We start from the raw sequence: 14,791 nt of genomic DNA, 5'->3' as shown, positions 1-14,791 counted from the left end.
CCCATGGCATCGGGAGGGGAGGGTGTATTCCGCCATCCGTCCGAGGGGCGCCGCTTTGCCGGGTCCGCCCCTTTTTTGCCGCGCCGGGCAGGACTTTCCTTCTTCGTGTGGAAAAGGAAAAAGAAAACGGGGGATCGCCATGTATAAAGTCAAAGTGTTCGACAAGGAACATGAAAAAGATTTGGAGGCGGCGGTCAACGATTTTTTAGCCCGCCTGAAAGACGGGCAATTGATCGATGTCAAATACAGCGTCGCCGCCATGGAGTCGGAAGGCGAGCAAATTTACTGTTTTTCCGCCATGGTCATTTACCGGACGTGATCGGTTGCCCGGCGCAAGGGGCCGGACTGTTCGGGCGTCTGCCTCCCCGCCCGGCCCGATGCGGCCGCTGCCTGTCGTGAAGACGGGCGCGCCGGCATGACGAGGGGCGGCCGGGGGCATGGGAAAGCGGCCGCGTCCGGTTTAGCGCGGGTTGTCAATCCACGGCGGCCCGCGCCGGCGGTCCGCTTTCTCCGCTTTTGGCCGCGAGCGCATGACGGGCGGCGTTCATGCCGGCAAGGCGCCCGGTCACCAGGGCGGCGGTGATGTTGTAGCCGCCGGTGTAGCCGTGAATGTCCAAAATTTCGCCGCAAAAGTAAAGGCCGGGCATGCATTTGGACGCCATCGTTTTCGGCTCGATTTCTTTCACCGATACCCCGCCGCCGGTGACGAATGCTTTCTCAAGCGGAAGCGTGCCGTGGACATGGAAGGTGAACCGCTTGCATAGACGGACGAACGCCCGCAAAGCGTCATGGCTCACCGCGCCGGCCGCCGCCTGCGGGCTGATGCCGGCTTGCTCAAGCAAAAAGGAGGCGTACCGTTCCGGCAGCACCGTTTTGGCGATCGTTTTCACCGCTTTTTTCGGCCCTTCTTTGCACTGGGCGGCCAGCCGTTGAAACAGCTCTTCCTGCGTCACATCCGGCAGCGCGTCAATGCTCATGTTGACCGCGCCATCCGCCGCTTTTTTCAGCGCTTTGACGACAAACTGGCTGCAGCGGAGGGCGGCCGGCCCGGAAATGCCGAAGTGGGTAAACAGCATGTCCATCCGGTGGGTGATGACCGGCTTGCCGTTCGGCTTCAGGACGCTCAAGGCGACATCACGGAGCGACAACCCTTGCAGCGCCCGCTTTTGGATGAACGGCTCGTGCGAGACGATCGGCACTTCGGTCGGAAACAGTTCGGTCACCGTGTGGCCCGCTTTTTCCGCCCACGGATAGCCGTCGCCTGTTGAGCCGGTTTGCGGCACCGATTTGCCGCCGGCGGCGACGACGACCGCCCGGGCGCGGATCGTTTCGCCGTTTTTCAACACGACGCCCGCCGTCCGCCCGTTTTCGTACAACACGTCAGCGGCCGGCGCCTCAAGCCGGACGTCGACGCCAAGCCGCGACAGTTCGCGGACAAGCGCCGCCACGACCGATTGGGCGCTGTCGCTTTTCGGGAACATGCGGCCGTGGTCTTCTTCTTTGAGCGGCACGCCGAGCCGCTCAAAAAAGCGGATGATGTCTTCATTGTTGAAAACGGAAAAGGCGCTGTACAAAAAGCGGCCGTTGCCGGGGATGTGGCGGACGATTTCGTCAATCGGCAGCCGGTTCGTGACGTTGCAGCGCCCGCCGCCGGAGATGGCAAGCTTGCGGCCGAGCTTTGTCCCTTTTTCCAAAAGCAGCACGTTCGCCTTTTGTTCGCCGGCGGCGATCGCCGCCATCAATCCGGACGGCCCGCCGCCGATGATGATGACGTCGTACTCCATCTCGATTCCATCCTTTCGTTGTCCGCAAGCAGACAATGTTTTTCGTTCCGTTGCCAACTATGATAAAATAGGAATGTTGCCATTTTCAACGTCCACGGTTAGGGAAGGGATCGTATGTCAACATCGAAACTGCTGCGCGGCACATTTATTTTAACCGCTGGCGTGATGATTTCCCGCCTGCTCGGCCTGTTTTACGTCATTCCGTTTTACCATCTTGTCGGCGAGCGCGGCGGGGCGCTGTACGGATACGGCTATGTGCCGTACCAAATTTTTTTAAGTTTGGCGACCGCCGGGCTGCCGGTGGCGGTGTCGAAATTCGTATCGAAATACAATGCGCTCGAGGAGTACCGCGTCGGCTACAAGCTGTTTCGCTCCGGCCTTGTGCTCATGCTCGCCAGCGGCCTCCTCTCATGGCTCATTTTGTACGGGCTGGCGCCCGTTTTGGCGCCGCACGTCGTCGATGAGGAAACGAACGTCAACTCGGTCGAGGATGTGGTTACCGTCATCCGCGCCGTCAGTTTTGCGCTCATTGTCGTGCCGGTGATGAGTTTGATCCGCGGCTTTTTCCAAGGGCACGAATCGATGGGGCCGACGGCGTTGTCGCAAGTCATCGAGCAAATTGTGCGCATCGTCTTTTTGCTTGGGGCTTGCTATGTCATTTTGCGCGTTTGGGACGGCTCGATCGTCGCGGCGGTGAGCGCGGCGACGTTTGCCGCCTTTGTCGGCGCGGCGGGCGGGCTTGTCGTGCTGCTTGTGTATTGGTGGAAACGGCGCCGGCATTTGCGTTCGCTTCTTGAACAAGACCGCGGCCAAGTGAGCGTAACGCTCCCGGCGATGTATAAGGAGCTGCTTTTGTCTTCGATTCCGTTCGTCTTTGTCGGCCTGTCGATGTCGCTGTATCAGCTCATCGACCAGTTTACGTTCAACCACGCGATGGCCGCGGCCGGGCGCGGCAGCATCTCGGAACATGCGTACTCGGTGTTCAATATGTGGGCGCAAAAGCTCGTCATCATTCCGGTGACGCTGGCGACCTCGTTCAGCTTGGCGCTCATCCCGACGATCACGAAAGCGCACGTTGAACAAAACCGGAAGGCGATGCGGCAATATTTGAACCAGACGTTTCAAGTGCTCATGTTTTTAACGCTCCCGGCGGTGGTCGGCATGGCGGTGCTCGCCGGTCCGATGTACAGTTCGTTTTACAGCTATGACCCGCTCGGCGAGCAAGTTTTGCGTTGGTATGCCCCGGCGGCGATTTTGTACGCATTGTTTTCCGTGACGGCCGCGATCATGCAAGGGATCAATCAGCAGCGGTTTACGGTGATCAGCTTGGCGGCCGGCCTGCTTGTCAAACTGTCGCTCAACACGTTGTTCATTACGCAGTGGGCCACAATCGGCGCCATCGTCGCGACGATGGCCGGGTATTTCGTCTCGGTGGCGTTCAACTTATGGATCATTCAACGGCACACCCGTTACCGCTATCGCTTTGTCATCCGCCGGACGGCGTTTATGGCCATATTGACGGCCGTCATGTCGGCGGCTGTGATGGCGGTTGCGGCGTTGGTCGGGCGGTGGATCGATTACCGCGATGGCACGGCGGAGTCGGTGTTCGTCGCCGCGACGGGCGTGGCGGCCGGCGCGGCGGTGTACTTGTTTCTCAGCATTCGCTCCGGCCTGTTTGCGGCCCTATTCGGCGACCGGTTTGCCTTTTGGCGGCGCCGGAAAGAGAGCAAAGCGGTGTCGTAGCGGCCGGGCGGGACGAAAAAAACGGCCGCGTCCCCGGTGGCGGCCGTTCTGCTGCCGGGGTTTATGGCCGTCCGTCCGGGCGCAAGCGGCGGCAAAAAAAGAAGGCGGTTTGGCCACCGCCTTCTCTCGTTCATGGCGCTCACCCGAGGCCGAGCCGGCGCTCAATGCGGTCGAGGCGGCTGTCCACCCGGTCAAGCCGGCGGTCAAGCCGTTCCACCGCCCGCTCGAGCCGTTCGATGCGCCGCGCCCAGGTGGCGAACTGCCCGCCGGGGAACCCGGGCCAAAACTGGCCGCCCGGCGGCTGTTGGCGGTAATCGTCAAACGTCGGGACATAATAGTAATACTCGTTCATCGGCCAATCCCCTTTCTGCATGTTTCCCTCATAGTGTATGGTGAGGAGGCAAAAGCGGACTAGATAAACGCCCAAATAGAGGAATATTTTAGGAGGGAGCTTCGTGGAACTGCGCATTGACAAGCTGCTCGCCCATATGGGATACGGGACGAGAAAAGAAGTGAAAAAATTGCTCAAATCCGGCGCGGTCAAAGTGGACGGCGCTGCCGTCCATGACGCGAAAACGAAAGTGCGGCCCAACGAGCAGGCAGTAACTGTCTGGGGGGAGCCGGTTGTGTACAGGCCGTTTATTTACCTCATGATGAACAAGCCTCCAGGCGTCATCTCGGCGACCGAAGATGCCATGGAGGAGACGGTCGTCGATTTGCTTGAGGAGGAAGACCGGCTGTTTGCCCCGTTTCCGGTCGGGCGGCTTGACAAAGATACGGAAGGACTGTTATTGCTGACCAATGACGGACAGCTCGCCCATCAATTGTTATCGCCCAAAAAACATGTGCCGAAAACGTATTTTGCGGTCATTGACGGGGAAGTGACGGAAGCGGATGCGGCGTCGTTCCGGCGCGGCGTCGTGCTCGATGACGGCTATGAAACGAAGCCGGCTGAGCTCGTGATCTTGAAATCCGGGCCGCGCTCGGACGTTGAATTGACGATCACCGAAGGGAAATTCCATCAAGTGAAGCGAATGTTTCAGGCGGTCGGCAAGCGGGTCGTGTATTTGAAACGGGTGAAGATGGGGCCGCTTGCCCTTGATCCAGACCTAGCGGTCGGTGAGTATCGGGAACTGACGGATGAAGAGGTGGGGAAGCTAAAGCAATACCGGGCGGGCGAAGACGAAAAAAAAGGAACCTGAGGCGGTTCCTTTTTTATGGAAATGTAAATGGATATCCGTTTGGTAGGAAAAACCGTTTCGCATCCATCTCTCATCCGTTTTGCCCTGTTGGCACCGGTTAAGAAGAGATACGCACTTTTTTGTTTGTGGTCGTCCATTTGCCCTTGCTCGGGCTGCGAACGAGATCATTGTAGAGAAGCACGTTTAAGTCACGCTGGATCGTTCTTGGGGTGGTGCCGAACTCATCAACAAGTTCTTGGGTCGTAACCGTTCCTTTTTCACTAATGTACATATACACGGATTTGATGCGGGTAAGCATCCGGTGTGTTGAAGGTTTCAAAAGACCACTCCCTATCTTAGCATCATTCGCATGGCACAACCGACAGCTTGCAGATGAGAGATGTCTTTATCTGTTTACTACCATTGTACACGAAACGAATGGGAAAATGCTACCCGTTTGCCCTTATTCGCGAAAAATTTAAACTTTTTGTAGCGAAAACGAAACAAAGTTGTGACGAACGAAACATTTTGACTTCTTTTGTTTGATGTGATACGTTGGCAACAAAGAGTGATCAAACAGAAAGGAAGAATGATGTGAACATCAATTGGCTCGAGGAGGCGCGGAAACGGAAAGACGAGTTGATCCGCGATGTGCAAGCGCTTGTCCGCATTCCGAGCGTCCGCGACGATGACGGGGCGAAACCGGGGGTGCCGTTTGGCCCGAAGGTGGCGGAGGCGCTCGAGTATATGCTGCGTCGCGGCCGGGAAGAAGGGTTTCAAGTGAAACATGTTGACGGGTTTGCCGGGCACATTGAAATGGGCGCAGGGGAGAAGCTCATCGGTGTGCTCGGCCATGTTGACGTCGTGCCGGCCGGGGACGGGTGGACGGTCGGGCCGTTCGCCGCCGAGGTGCGCGATGGCCGCCTTTACGGGCGCGGGGCGATCGATGACAAAGGACCGACCGTCGCGGCGTTTTATGCGATGAAGATCGTGAAAGAACTCGGGCTGCCGCTTAGCAAGCGGGTGCGGCTCATCATCGGCGGCGACGAAGAAAGCGATTGGCGCTGCGTCGACCATTATTTTCAACATGAGGAAATGCCGGATGTCGGATTTGTCCCGGATGCCGATTTTCCGATTATTTATGCGGAAAAGGGAATCATCGACACCGATTTGCTGTACCGTCCGGCTGGGCCACAAGGGGCGGGGGCGCTCACCCTTGTCTCGTTTCAAGCCGGCCGCCGCTACAATATGGTGCCTGATGCGGCCGAAGCCGTCGTCGAAGGGGCCGGGCCGGAGGAATGGTCGAGCCGTTATAAGCGGTTTTGTCGGGAACACGGATTAAGCGGGCACATTCGCCATAGCGGCGAAGCGGTGACGCTTACGCTCGAAGGGGTGTCCGCCCATGGCGCCGAACCGGAGCGCGGCCAAAACGCCGGCGTGTATTTGGCGGACTTTTTGGCGTCTTGGCCGCTCGATGGCCAAAGCTTGCCGTTTGTCCGGTTTGTGGCGTCCGCCTTTTCCGGCGACACCTGCGGCCGGAAGCTCGGCCTGGCGTACCGGGATGCGCAAAGCGGTGAGTTGACGGTGAATGTCGGCGTATTGTCGTACGACCGCGGGCATGGCGGAACGATCGGGTTGAACATCCGCTATCCGGTGACAGCCGACGGCGGCGCGATCCGCCGGACGCTCGCCGAGACGGCCGCCCGGCACGGCTTTTCCCTCGGCCGTTTTGCCGACACGAAGCCGCATTACGTCGATCCCGGCCATGAGCTGATCCGCACGCTCCAGCGCGTGTATGAACAACAAACCGGCGAGCCGGCCCGGCTGTTGGCGATCGGCGGCGGCACGTACGCCCGCGCCCTGACAGCCGGCGTGGCGTTTGGGGCGTTGTTTCCGGGCCGGCCGGATGTCGCCCATCAAAAAGATGAATATATCGAAATCGATGATTTGGTGAAGGCAACCGCCATTTACGCCCAGGCGATGTATGAGCTGGCGAACTAAACGGCTGCCCGCCGGCCGGAACACGGCCGCAGGGCGGGCGTTTTTTCGATGAAAGGGGAGAACAGGATGGAAGCGGCGTTAAAACGGGGGGCGGCGCGAAAAACGGTGTTTCCGCTCTTTTATTTTCTCATCTTTTTTGCTTTTGGCGCCCTTTTTCCGCTTTTGTCCGTCTATTTGCAGGAAGAGGCGCGCCTCCCGGGGGCGGCGATCGGCTGGATTATGTCGATTCCCCCCATTGTGACGATGGCCGCCCAGCCGCTTTGGGGCATGGCGACCGACTATACGCGCAAACCGGTTGGGATGTTACTGATCGCGCTCGTCTTGGCGGCGTTGTTCGGGCTTGTATATTCGTTCGTTGGCAGCTATGAAGCGTTTGTCGTGTTGACGGTGCTGCTTGCGACGGTTCAGAGCGCCATCGTTCCACTCTCGGACAGCCTTGCCCTTCGCCATGTGTACGAGCAAGGCGGAAACTACGGAGCGATTCGGCTGTGGGGATCGCTCGGCTTTGCGGTGGCGGTGTTTGTTGTCGGGTGGCTGTCCGAACAGACCGGGTTTGCGGCGATTTTTTATGCGTTTTCGCTGACGCTGCTGGCCGCGGCCGCATTGACCGCCCACCTGCCGCGCTACCGGATGGCGGCGCCGACGGGGCGGCTGACGCGGCGTGACATCGGCGGGCTGCTTTCGATCCGCCCGTTCCGGCTGCTGCTTGTGGCAACGTTTTTATTGTTCGGTCCGATTTTGGCCAACAACTCGTATTTCGGACTGTTGATTCATGAACTTGGCGGCACGCTGACCGGCATCGGCTTCGCGTTTTTGCTTGCGGCCGGAAGCGAGGCGCCGTTTATGAAAGCGGCGGACCGGCTCATCCGCCGCTTCGGCATGGCGCGCCTGCTCATCCTGGCCGCGCTTCTGTCGGCGGCCCGCTGGCTGTCATATGCCGTTGATCCGCCGCTTTGGTTTGTGTATATGACAACGATTGTGCAAGGATGTTCCGTCGGGTTGTCGATTCCGACCGCGCTCCAGTATGCGCGCCGCCTGGCGCCGGAGCGGGTGGAGGTGACGGCGGTCGCTCTTTACTCGGCGGTCGGCAACGGCCTTGGCGCTTGGTTTTGCACACTGTTGGGCGGGTATTTGCTTGAGCGTTGGCACATTGGCGCGGTTTATTCGTTTTTTGGCGCTTGCACGCTCGCCGGCGTATTCGTGCTGCTTTGGCTTGCCAAACTAGACCGAGACGATCAATCGGCAGGTGAAAGAGGATGAAACGAAACCATTATTTTATTGCCGTTCCGCTGACAGCGGAGGCCAAACACGCCATTGCCCGTTTTGCGGCGGATGCAGCGCCATCGCTTCCGTTCCGTACATGGGTGCATGAGCAAGACTACCATATTACCCTTGTGTTTTTGGGGGATGTGCCGCCGGAGAAAATGGGCCCGCTATGGGAAGCGGTGGCGGCGGCCGCTTCTCGCTATGCGCCGTTTTCCCTTGCGCTTGCGGGGCTCGGGACGTTCGGGGAACGCACAGCGCCGCGCATTTTTTGGCAAGGGGTGAAGGCCGAGAAAACGCTCGACGCGCTGCGCCGCGATGTGTACGAGGCGTGCCTGCGGCTCGGCTTTTCCCTTGACCGGCGGCCGTTTGCCCCGCACATTACGATCGCCCGCAAATGGCGGGGCGCCGCGCCGTTGCAGCCGGAGGCGCTCCGCTCGCTCCCGGCCGCTTCGGCGGTGTTTTCGGTGCCGGAAATTGTGCTGTACCGGACGAATATGGAGCAGACACCGAAATACGAAGCGATCGCCTCGTTCCCGCTGCTTGGCGCCCGAGCCGGCCAGAGCGGGTGAAGGCATGGGGCAGCTTTTAAAGCTGCGGGATTACATTTCCCGCTATGAAACGGACGTGTATCATTATGTGCCGGAATTTATCCGGCTGAAACAATGGCAGTGGGAGCAGGCGAAAGCGCGTTGGGAAGCGGAGCGGGACGCCGCCGGCGCGCAGCGGGAACCGGAAGAAACATGGGATTTTTTGCTTGACAAGCCGTCATGGTGGGAGCGGCTCACAAAGCGGTGGCGCCGCGGTCCGGCGCCGGCGGACGAGGAGGAGCCGGCGGCGGGGCCGACCGTCCGGGCGGCAACGGTCGAGGAGCTGAAACGGCAGTTTCTCGATGAACTGTTTCAGCTGCAGCTGAAATGGGCGAGTTCGACGGTGACGTACGCTTCTTTGCTCGATGACGCGCTGTATGGCGATGAGACGTTGAAATATTTTTTGCAGCGGTTTCCGGATACGTATTTATGCTTTTACCAACCGGTCGCGGTAGCCGGTAAGGCGCTCGTCGAGCTCGAGACGGTCATACTGACGCCGACGGCGGCTTGGTGCATTGCCTTTGTCGAGGGAAAGCCGGACAATGTGGTGATCGCCTCCACAGGCCGATTTTGGACGGAGCGGGCCGGAACGGAAGAAACAAAGCGGGTGAACCCGGTCGTGTCGCTGCGGCGGACAGAGCAAGTCCTTTCTGACGTTTTCCAAAAACAGGGGATCGACTGGCCGATCCATCTCGTGCTGTTAAACCGCTACGGCTACATTGACCACGGCCACCTGTTTCCTTTTGTTCATTATATTGATAAACGAAATTATGAACAATGGTTTTCCCGCCTGCGCCGCTCGGCCCTCCCGCTTCGGCACGGGCAGCTGAAGGCGGCGCAGGCGCTGCTCGGCCATTGCGCCAGTTTTTACGGCCGCCGCCTTGATGGGAATAGCGGCGGCGAAGAACGGCAACAATAGAAGCATCTGTGCATCGATGGGGCGAACCGGCCGATTTTTTGGCACCGCCCTTTTTCTTTTGCGTATGATAGTAATAACGGGAGGCCAAAAAGGGGGGTGAGCCAACATGCTTCACATTAGCCGAACGTTTGTCGCCTATTTGGACGAGATGGATCAACTTACAGTGCTTGTGCCGAAGTCACGCGGCGTTGACGGGATGGCGCCATTTACGATGGTGACGCCAGGCGGAGAGGAGATTCCGCTTTCCGTGCGGCAGACCGAGGATTTGGGGGAGACGGTAAAATACGTATGCCGGTTTGCATCCGCGTTCGAATTTGGGGCGACGTATTGGGTTCGCGCCTGTTCAGGGGAGATGACCGATGTGCAAATCGGGGCTGTCGTGCGGACGGCGGCGTTTGATGATCAGTTTTTTTACGAAGGGAAGCTGGGGGCCGACTATGCGAAGGAACAAACGATATTCCGCGTCTGGGCGCCGACGGCTACCGCGGTTAACGTCAAGTTGATCCCCCCGGATGGCGGCGCTGCCCGCTATGTGCCGCTTGAGCGCGGAGAGCGCGGCGTATGGTCAGCCGCCGTCCCCGGCGACTGGGAACGGGCGCATTACGCGTATGTGGCCTGCATTAACCGCGTATGGCGCGAAGCGGTCGATCCGTATGCGACTGCGGTTTCCGTCAACGGTGAGTATGGCGTTGTCATCGACTGGGAAAAGACGAAACTCGCGCCGTCCTCCCGTCCGCTGCCGCCGCTTTCGTCGCCGGTTGACGCCGTGATTTACGAGTTAAGCATCCGCGATTTTACGAGCCACCCCGACAGCGGCGTCACCCATAAGGGGAAGTATCTCGGGTTGGCGGAGGAGAACACAAGCGGGCCGAATGGGACGCCGACCGGGCTTTCGTATTTAAAAGAGCTGGGTGTCACTCATGTGCAGCTTATGCCGTTTACCGACTTCGCCGGAATCGATGAACGCGATCCGTCAGCGGCGTATAACTGGGGATACAATCCACTTCATCTATATGCACCGGAAGGAAGTTATGCAACCGATCCGGCTGATCCTTACGCGCGCATTCTTGAATTAAAACAGATGATCCGGACGCTGCACGAAAACGGCTTGCGCGTAGTGATGGACGCAGTGTACAACCACGTCTACGACCGGGAGCAGTCATCGCTTGAGAAGCTCGTTCCCGGCTATTATTTCCGCTACGATGCGTACGGCCGGCCGGCGAACGGCACCGGCGTCGGCAATGACGTCGCTTCAGAGCGGCGGATGGCGCGTCGTTGGATCGTCGATTCGGTCACGTTTTGGGCGAAAGAGTACGGCTTGGACGGATTTCGTTTCGATTTGATGGGGGTGCATGACATTGAGACGATGAAGGCGGTGCGTGACGCCCTTGATGCGATCGACCCGTCGATTCTCGTGTATGGGGAAGGGTGGGACTTGCCAACGCCGCTCGCACCGGAGCAAAAGGCGACGATGGCCAACGCCAAGCAGCTGCCGCGCCTCGCTTATTTCAATGACCGGTTTCGCGATACGATCAAAGGAAGCACGTTCCATTTGCCTGAACGCGGCTTTGCCCTTGGCGACCCGGGCGGGCGCGAACAGGCGAAAACGGCCATTGCCGGCAGTTTGCGAACGTTAGGCGGGCTGTTTTGTCATCCGCTCCAATCGGTCAACTATGTGGAATGCCATGACAATCATACATTTTGGGATAAAATGGAGATTGCGAATGGCCATGAGCCGGAAGCGATCAGGCGAAAACGGCAAAAGTTGGCGACCGCGATCGTCCTATTGGCACAGGGCATTCCGTTTTTGCATAGCGGCCAGGAGTTTTACCGGACAAAAGGCGGGGATGGCAACAGCTATCAGGCGCCCGATGCGGTCAACCGGCTCGATTGGGAGCAAAAAAGCCGCCATGAAGACGATGTCCGCTACATCCAAGGGCTGATTGCGCTCCGCCAAGCGCACGGTGCGTTTCGCCTCGCCACGGAAGCGGAGGTGTTGCGCCATTTGATGTTTTTTGAACCGACCCCGCCGTCGGTGATCGCGTATCGGCTGCGCGATGTCGCCGTCTACGGGCCATGGACGGAAATCGTCGTCATTCACCATCATGAAGAGAAACGCGAAACGATCGCGCTTCCGGGTGAAGGGGAATGGGACGTCGTCTGCGACGGAGAGCAAAGTGGGACGATTCCGCTTCGGCGGGTGCGCCATTCTCTTGACCTTGACGGTATCGGCACATGGGTGCTGGTCAGACGAGAAGCGATGGGGAATGAGGGCGGCGCAGGGACGGAACCATAACGGCAACGCCTCTTCCCTTTTTGCTTTGCCGCGCAGACTTTGGCAGTTTTATGCAGTTGGCCTGGCAAGAAAAATGTTTGCATGCCGGGGCGGTATTTCAGTATAATACAAGTAAAACGGACGGAAGAAGGACGCGGCACGGCCGTCCTTTTTATTTGTGCGCAAGAAGAAGCAAACGGACACGTTTTCTATTTTTTAAGTCGCAGGTGAACATGCTTTGGAACAGTTACTAGGTAAGGAGTGGGAGATCACTCCGGCTGGCGGTGCAACAGGGGATGCGTATTTTGCCGAATATGAAGGGAAAAAGCTGTTTTTGAAGCGGAACTCTTCTCCGTTTCTTGCCGTATTGTCGGCGGAAGGGATCGTTCCGAAGCTCGTCTGGACGAAACGGCTGGAAAACGGCGATGTGTTTACGGCCCAGCAATGGCTGAACGGCCGCGAGCTGAAACCGAATGAGATGGGAAGCGAACAAGTGGCGGCGCTGCTGCGGAAAATTCATAGTTCCAAAGAGCTGGTGACGATGCTGAAACGGCTCGGCAAAACGCCGCTGCGCCCCGAGACGATGTTCGCTGTGCTCGCCGAGCGCCAGCAACGCCATCCGAGCGCTGCTGCGGCCGTTCATGAAGCGCTCGCCTGGCTCGAACAGCGCGTGGCATCATTGCCCGATGATCAGCACGTCGTGTGCCATTGTGACATGAACCATAACAATTGGCTGCTTGCCGATGATGGCACATTGTACTTGATCGATTGGGACGGGGCAGTCATCGGGGATCCGGCCATTGACATCGGCATGCTGCTTCATTTATACATTCCGCGCCCTCAATGGGAAGCGTGGCTGCATCAGTATGGACTGGCATGGACGGAGGGGTTGGCCCTCCGCCTGAAGTGGTATGCGATCGCTCATACGTTGTATTCGCTCTTTTGGCCGAAAGGGAAGGACAGCCAAAAGGAAAAGGAACAGTCATTGCAGCTATTGCAATGCATCATAGCGGAACAGTAGCCGTTAGAGGCTGCCGGAACGGTCCCGGAAAAGAAAACGGAACGCCGGCAACGCTTCGCGGCGTCTCTTTTTGGCCGGCGCGCGGCCGCGCGTTTACGACAGCCCGTTTACCCAATCGGCGAGCTGGTCTTGGTGTGCGGAAATATGGGCGTTTAAATCGGGGCTGTATTTTCCGCCTTGGCCGTAGGCGTAAATGTTCGGAAGAATGTGCTTGACATCCGCGCTCACCTCGTTGTTGGCGAGCAGCGATTTGACAAGCCGTTCGATTTGTTCACATTCGGAAACCGTTCCGCAACAATCAAGCTGGTGTTCGGATAAAATATCGCGGAGCACGGTCAATTGGTGGTTATGGTCGAGCGGCATGCCGGTCACCATCCTTTAGCAAAGCTGTACGGTTGTAATATGCCCGGGTTTGGCGGCGTTTATGCCTGGGCGTTTTCTAAAGAAGCCTCCCGCCTCAAGGAACGTGAAGGATCACCCGGTGGGGGCGGGAGAGGAACGGCGGTTGGCGTCAGCCAAAATGCATGATACGATCCACGGATATCATGTTCTTTGGGAACAGGGGTAGCGTCAAACGTTTGATGAAAACTCCACACAGGCCATCCCATGGAGCATCGTGAGGCATCCTTGGAGCCGGATTCGCCCTTGACCAACACCCGCCAAAGGAACCGGAGATGAGGGGGCATGGAAACCATCCAAAGAAGCGACGCTTTCCATGCGGAAAAGAGCCAAGGCGCGAAAGAACCCCGAATCATCGGGCGCCTACGGTTGGAACGACCCGAAGCTACGTTCAGAAAGGTTGCGTTCGCCGTGGAACGGAGAAGCCCCCTCTGCAAGCGTTCGCTAAGTGGCGGGCAGCTTGCGTACGGGTATACTACCAAAGCAGCGTCAAAACAATAAACGGAAACGAGACAGAGGTGTCTATATGCGTTTGCGCAACAAACCATGGGCGAAAGAAAAAATCGCCGCTTACCCTCATTACGTCATCCCTGATCCGGAGGCAAAGCGCGGACGGTGGCATGAGCTGTTCGGCAACGATCGGCCGATTCATATTGAAATCGGCACCGGAAAGGGAAAATTTATTACCGGAATGGCCAAGCTGCATCGTGACGTCAATTTCATCGGCATTGAGCTGTATCCGAGCGTGCTCGTGTCAGCGCTTGATAAGCTGATTGAGAGCGAGCTGCCGAACGTGCGGCTGCTCAATGCGAACGCGAAAGATCTCGGCTTGTTTTTTGCCGACGGGGAAGTCTCCCGCATTTATTTGAACTTTTCCGATCCGTGGCCGAAAAAGCGGCACGAGAAGCGGCGGCTCACATACCGGGATTTTTTGGCGCTTTATGAGCGCATATTAACGGAGGACGGCGACATTCATTTGAAAACGGACAACCAGCCGTTTTTTGAATACTCGCTCGTCAGTTTGTCGCAATACGGCTTTGTGCTCGCGGCGGTTCAGCTCGATTTGCATCGGAGCGATGTGGAAGGCAATGTGATGACCGAATACGAAGAGAAGTTTTCCGCCAAAGGAAACCGCATTTACCGCTGCGAGGCGGTGCGCCCGCGGCGGGCGTAGCGGCACACGAAAGAGCCCCAACAGGCGGGGCTTTTTTTTGTTTGACGAAAAGCCGGCGGGGGATATGGAAAAACGCCGAATGGCAGCCAGGCCGCCTTGTCCGGAGGGGATGAAAGGCGGCGCTCAAACGGAAAAAGGTTGAATGGCACCGATTTTCATCCCGTTTTTGGTCACCGATAGGATCGTCGGCTCAAACGGAAAAAGGTTGAATGGCACCGGTTCGTCCACGGAACACCGCCGCTTTCCCATCGGTTTAAAATGAAACGGCGGTGTGGTTTTTTCTTTCTCGATTATGAAGAAAATGGTACACTAAGGGGTAGCGTCAAAAGTTCTATGAAAACTCCACACAGGCCATCCCATGGAGCATCGTGAGGCATCCTTGGAGCCGGATTCGCCCTTGACCAACACCCGCCAAAGGTGAGAAAGAGTCGTCAAGGGCGA

At 58.0% G+C, this 14,791-nt stretch carries 14 protein-coding genes; 10 read left to right on the top strand and 4 right to left on the bottom strand.

The annotated features are described in order from the left end of the window. Positions 1-139 precede the first annotated feature (139 nt). Entirely contained in the window at positions 140-319 is a 180-nt protein-coding gene (locus ACTVDO_RS14895; RefSeq protein WP_008880941.1) for a sporulation protein Cse60, read from the top strand. A gap of 154 nt (positions 320-473) precedes the next feature. Here ACTVDO_RS14895 and ACTVDO_RS14890 read toward each other — a convergent pair whose 3' ends face one another. Beyond that, positions 474-1,784 (bottom strand): NAD(P)/FAD-dependent oxidoreductase, encoded by a 1,311-nt coding sequence (locus ACTVDO_RS14890; RefSeq protein WP_020960959.1) that lies wholly within the window; start codon positions 1,782-1,784, stop codon positions 474-476. A gap of 114 nt (positions 1,785-1,898) precedes the next feature. Between ACTVDO_RS14890 and ACTVDO_RS14885 the strand changes: the two genes are divergently transcribed. Beyond that, positions 1,899-3,527, top strand: coding sequence for a putative polysaccharide biosynthesis protein (locus ACTVDO_RS14885; protein WP_020960958.1), 1,629 nt, complete (start codon positions 1,899-1,901; stop codon positions 3,525-3,527). A 139-nt stretch (positions 3,528-3,666) separates the two neighbouring features. On the opposite strand, the gene ACTVDO_RS14880 is transcribed toward ACTVDO_RS14885, so the two are convergent. Next, positions 3,667-3,879 carry a hypothetical protein gene (locus ACTVDO_RS14880; protein WP_020960957.1) on the bottom strand — a complete coding sequence of 71 codons (213 nt, stop codon included), beginning with the start codon at positions 3,877-3,879 and terminating at the stop codon, positions 3,667-3,669. A 103-nt stretch (positions 3,880-3,982) separates the two neighbouring features. On the opposite strand from ACTVDO_RS14880, the gene ACTVDO_RS14875 reads away from it, so the two are divergent. Then, positions 3,983-4,729: a pseudouridine synthase gene (locus ACTVDO_RS14875; protein WP_442901785.1), complete on the top strand. Its 747-nt coding sequence runs from the start codon at positions 3,983-3,985 to the stop codon at positions 4,727-4,729. Between the two features lie 97 nt (positions 4,730-4,826). Here ACTVDO_RS14875 and ACTVDO_RS14870 read toward each other — a convergent pair whose 3' ends face one another. Next, entirely contained in the window at positions 4,827-5,048 is a 222-nt protein-coding gene (locus ACTVDO_RS14870; RefSeq protein ID WP_023817707.1) for a DeoR family transcriptional regulator, read from the bottom strand. A gap of 254 nt (positions 5,049-5,302) precedes the next feature. Here ACTVDO_RS14870 and pepV point away from each other — a divergent pair, with 254 nt between their 5' ends. The 6 genes from pepV to ACTVDO_RS14840 all read left to right on the top strand — a co-directional run bounded on the left by pepV (position 5,303) and on the right by ACTVDO_RS14840 (position 12,777). Then, entirely contained in the window at positions 5,303-6,709 is a 1,407-nt protein-coding gene (gene pepV / locus ACTVDO_RS14865; protein ID WP_020960954.1) for a dipeptidase PepV, read from the top strand. A 66-nt stretch (positions 6,710-6,775) separates the two neighbouring features. Continuing rightward, positions 6,776-7,969 carry a maltose permease gene (gene malA / locus ACTVDO_RS14860; protein ID WP_020960953.1) on the top strand — a complete coding sequence of 398 codons (1,194 nt, stop codon included), beginning with the start codon at positions 6,776-6,778 and terminating at the stop codon, positions 7,967-7,969. Continuing rightward, positions 7,966-8,544, top strand: a complete 579-nt coding sequence (gene thpR, locus ACTVDO_RS14855; protein ID WP_442901784.1) for an RNA 2',3'-cyclic phosphodiesterase — start codon at positions 7,966-7,968, stop codon at positions 8,542-8,544. The genes malA and thpR overlap by 4 nt, the downstream gene beginning before the upstream one ends. Before the next feature lie 4 nt (positions 8,545-8,548). Further along, on the top strand, positions 8,549-9,481 hold the full coding sequence (locus ACTVDO_RS14850) for an NERD domain-containing protein (RefSeq protein WP_442901783.1): 933 nt from the start codon (positions 8,549-8,551) through the stop codon (positions 9,479-9,481). 106 nt (positions 9,482-9,587) lie between these two features. Further along, on the top strand, positions 9,588-11,777 hold the full coding sequence (pulA, locus tag ACTVDO_RS14845; protein ID WP_442901782.1) for a type I pullulanase: 2,190 nt from the start codon (positions 9,588-9,590) through the stop codon (positions 11,775-11,777). 217 nt (positions 11,778-11,994) lie between these two features. After that, a complete protein-coding gene (locus ACTVDO_RS14840; RefSeq protein ID WP_020960949.1) occupies positions 11,995-12,777 on the top strand; it encodes a phosphotransferase family protein in 783 nt (260 codons plus the stop codon). Between the two features lie 93 nt (positions 12,778-12,870). Here ACTVDO_RS14840 and ACTVDO_RS14835 read toward each other — a convergent pair whose 3' ends face one another. After that, entirely contained in the window at positions 12,871-13,140 is a 270-nt protein-coding gene (locus ACTVDO_RS14835; RefSeq protein ID WP_020960948.1) for a YtzH-like family protein, read from the bottom strand. 562 nt (positions 13,141-13,702) lie between these two features. On the opposite strand from ACTVDO_RS14835, the gene trmB reads away from it, so the two are divergent. Next, on the top strand, positions 13,703-14,350 hold the full coding sequence (gene trmB, locus ACTVDO_RS14830) for a tRNA (guanosine(46)-N7)-methyltransferase TrmB (protein WP_020960946.1): 648 nt from the start codon (positions 13,703-13,705) through the stop codon (positions 14,348-14,350). Positions 14,351-14,791: the final 441 nt, after the last annotated feature.

The organism is Geobacillus sp. BK01 (assembly GCF_052220245.1).
Lineage (GTDB): Bacteria > Bacillota > Bacilli > Bacillales > Anoxybacillaceae > Geobacillus.
This window is presented reverse-complemented; position numbering and strand designations above follow the sequence as displayed.

Bases quoted from the DNA above. Each gene is read 5' to 3' on its own strand.
- ACTVDO_RS14880 (WP_020960957.1), bottom strand. From the start codon at position 3,879: ATGAACGAGTATTACTATTATGTCCCGACGTTTGACGATTACCGCCAA.
- ACTVDO_RS14895 (WP_008880941.1), top strand. From the start codon at position 140: ATGTATAAAGTCAAAGTGTTCGACAAGGAACATGAAAAAGATTTGGAG.
- pulA (WP_442901782.1), top strand. From the start codon at position 9,588: ATGCTTCACATTAGCCGAACGTTTGTCGCCTATTTGGACGAGATGGAT.
- ACTVDO_RS14890 (WP_020960959.1), bottom strand. From the start codon at position 1,784: ATGGAGTACGACGTCATCATCATCGGCGGCGGGCCGTCCGGATTGATG.
- malA (WP_020960953.1), top strand. From the start codon at position 6,776: ATGGAAGCGGCGTTAAAACGGGGGGCGGCGCGAAAAACGGTGTTTCCG.
- trmB (WP_020960946.1), top strand. From the start codon at position 13,703: ATGCGTTTGCGCAACAAACCATGGGCGAAAGAAAAAATCGCCGCTTAC.
- thpR (WP_442901784.1), top strand. From the start codon at position 7,966: ATGAAACGAAACCATTATTTTATTGCCGTTCCGCTGACAGCGGAGGCC.
- ACTVDO_RS14850 (WP_442901783.1), top strand. From the start codon at position 8,549: ATGGGGCAGCTTTTAAAGCTGCGGGATTACATTTCCCGCTATGAAACG.
- ACTVDO_RS14885 (WP_020960958.1), top strand. From the start codon at position 1,899: ATGTCAACATCGAAACTGCTGCGCGGCACATTTATTTTAACCGCTGGC.
- ACTVDO_RS14835 (WP_020960948.1), bottom strand. From the start codon at position 13,140: ATGCCGCTCGACCATAACCACCAATTGACCGTGCTCCGCGATATTTTA.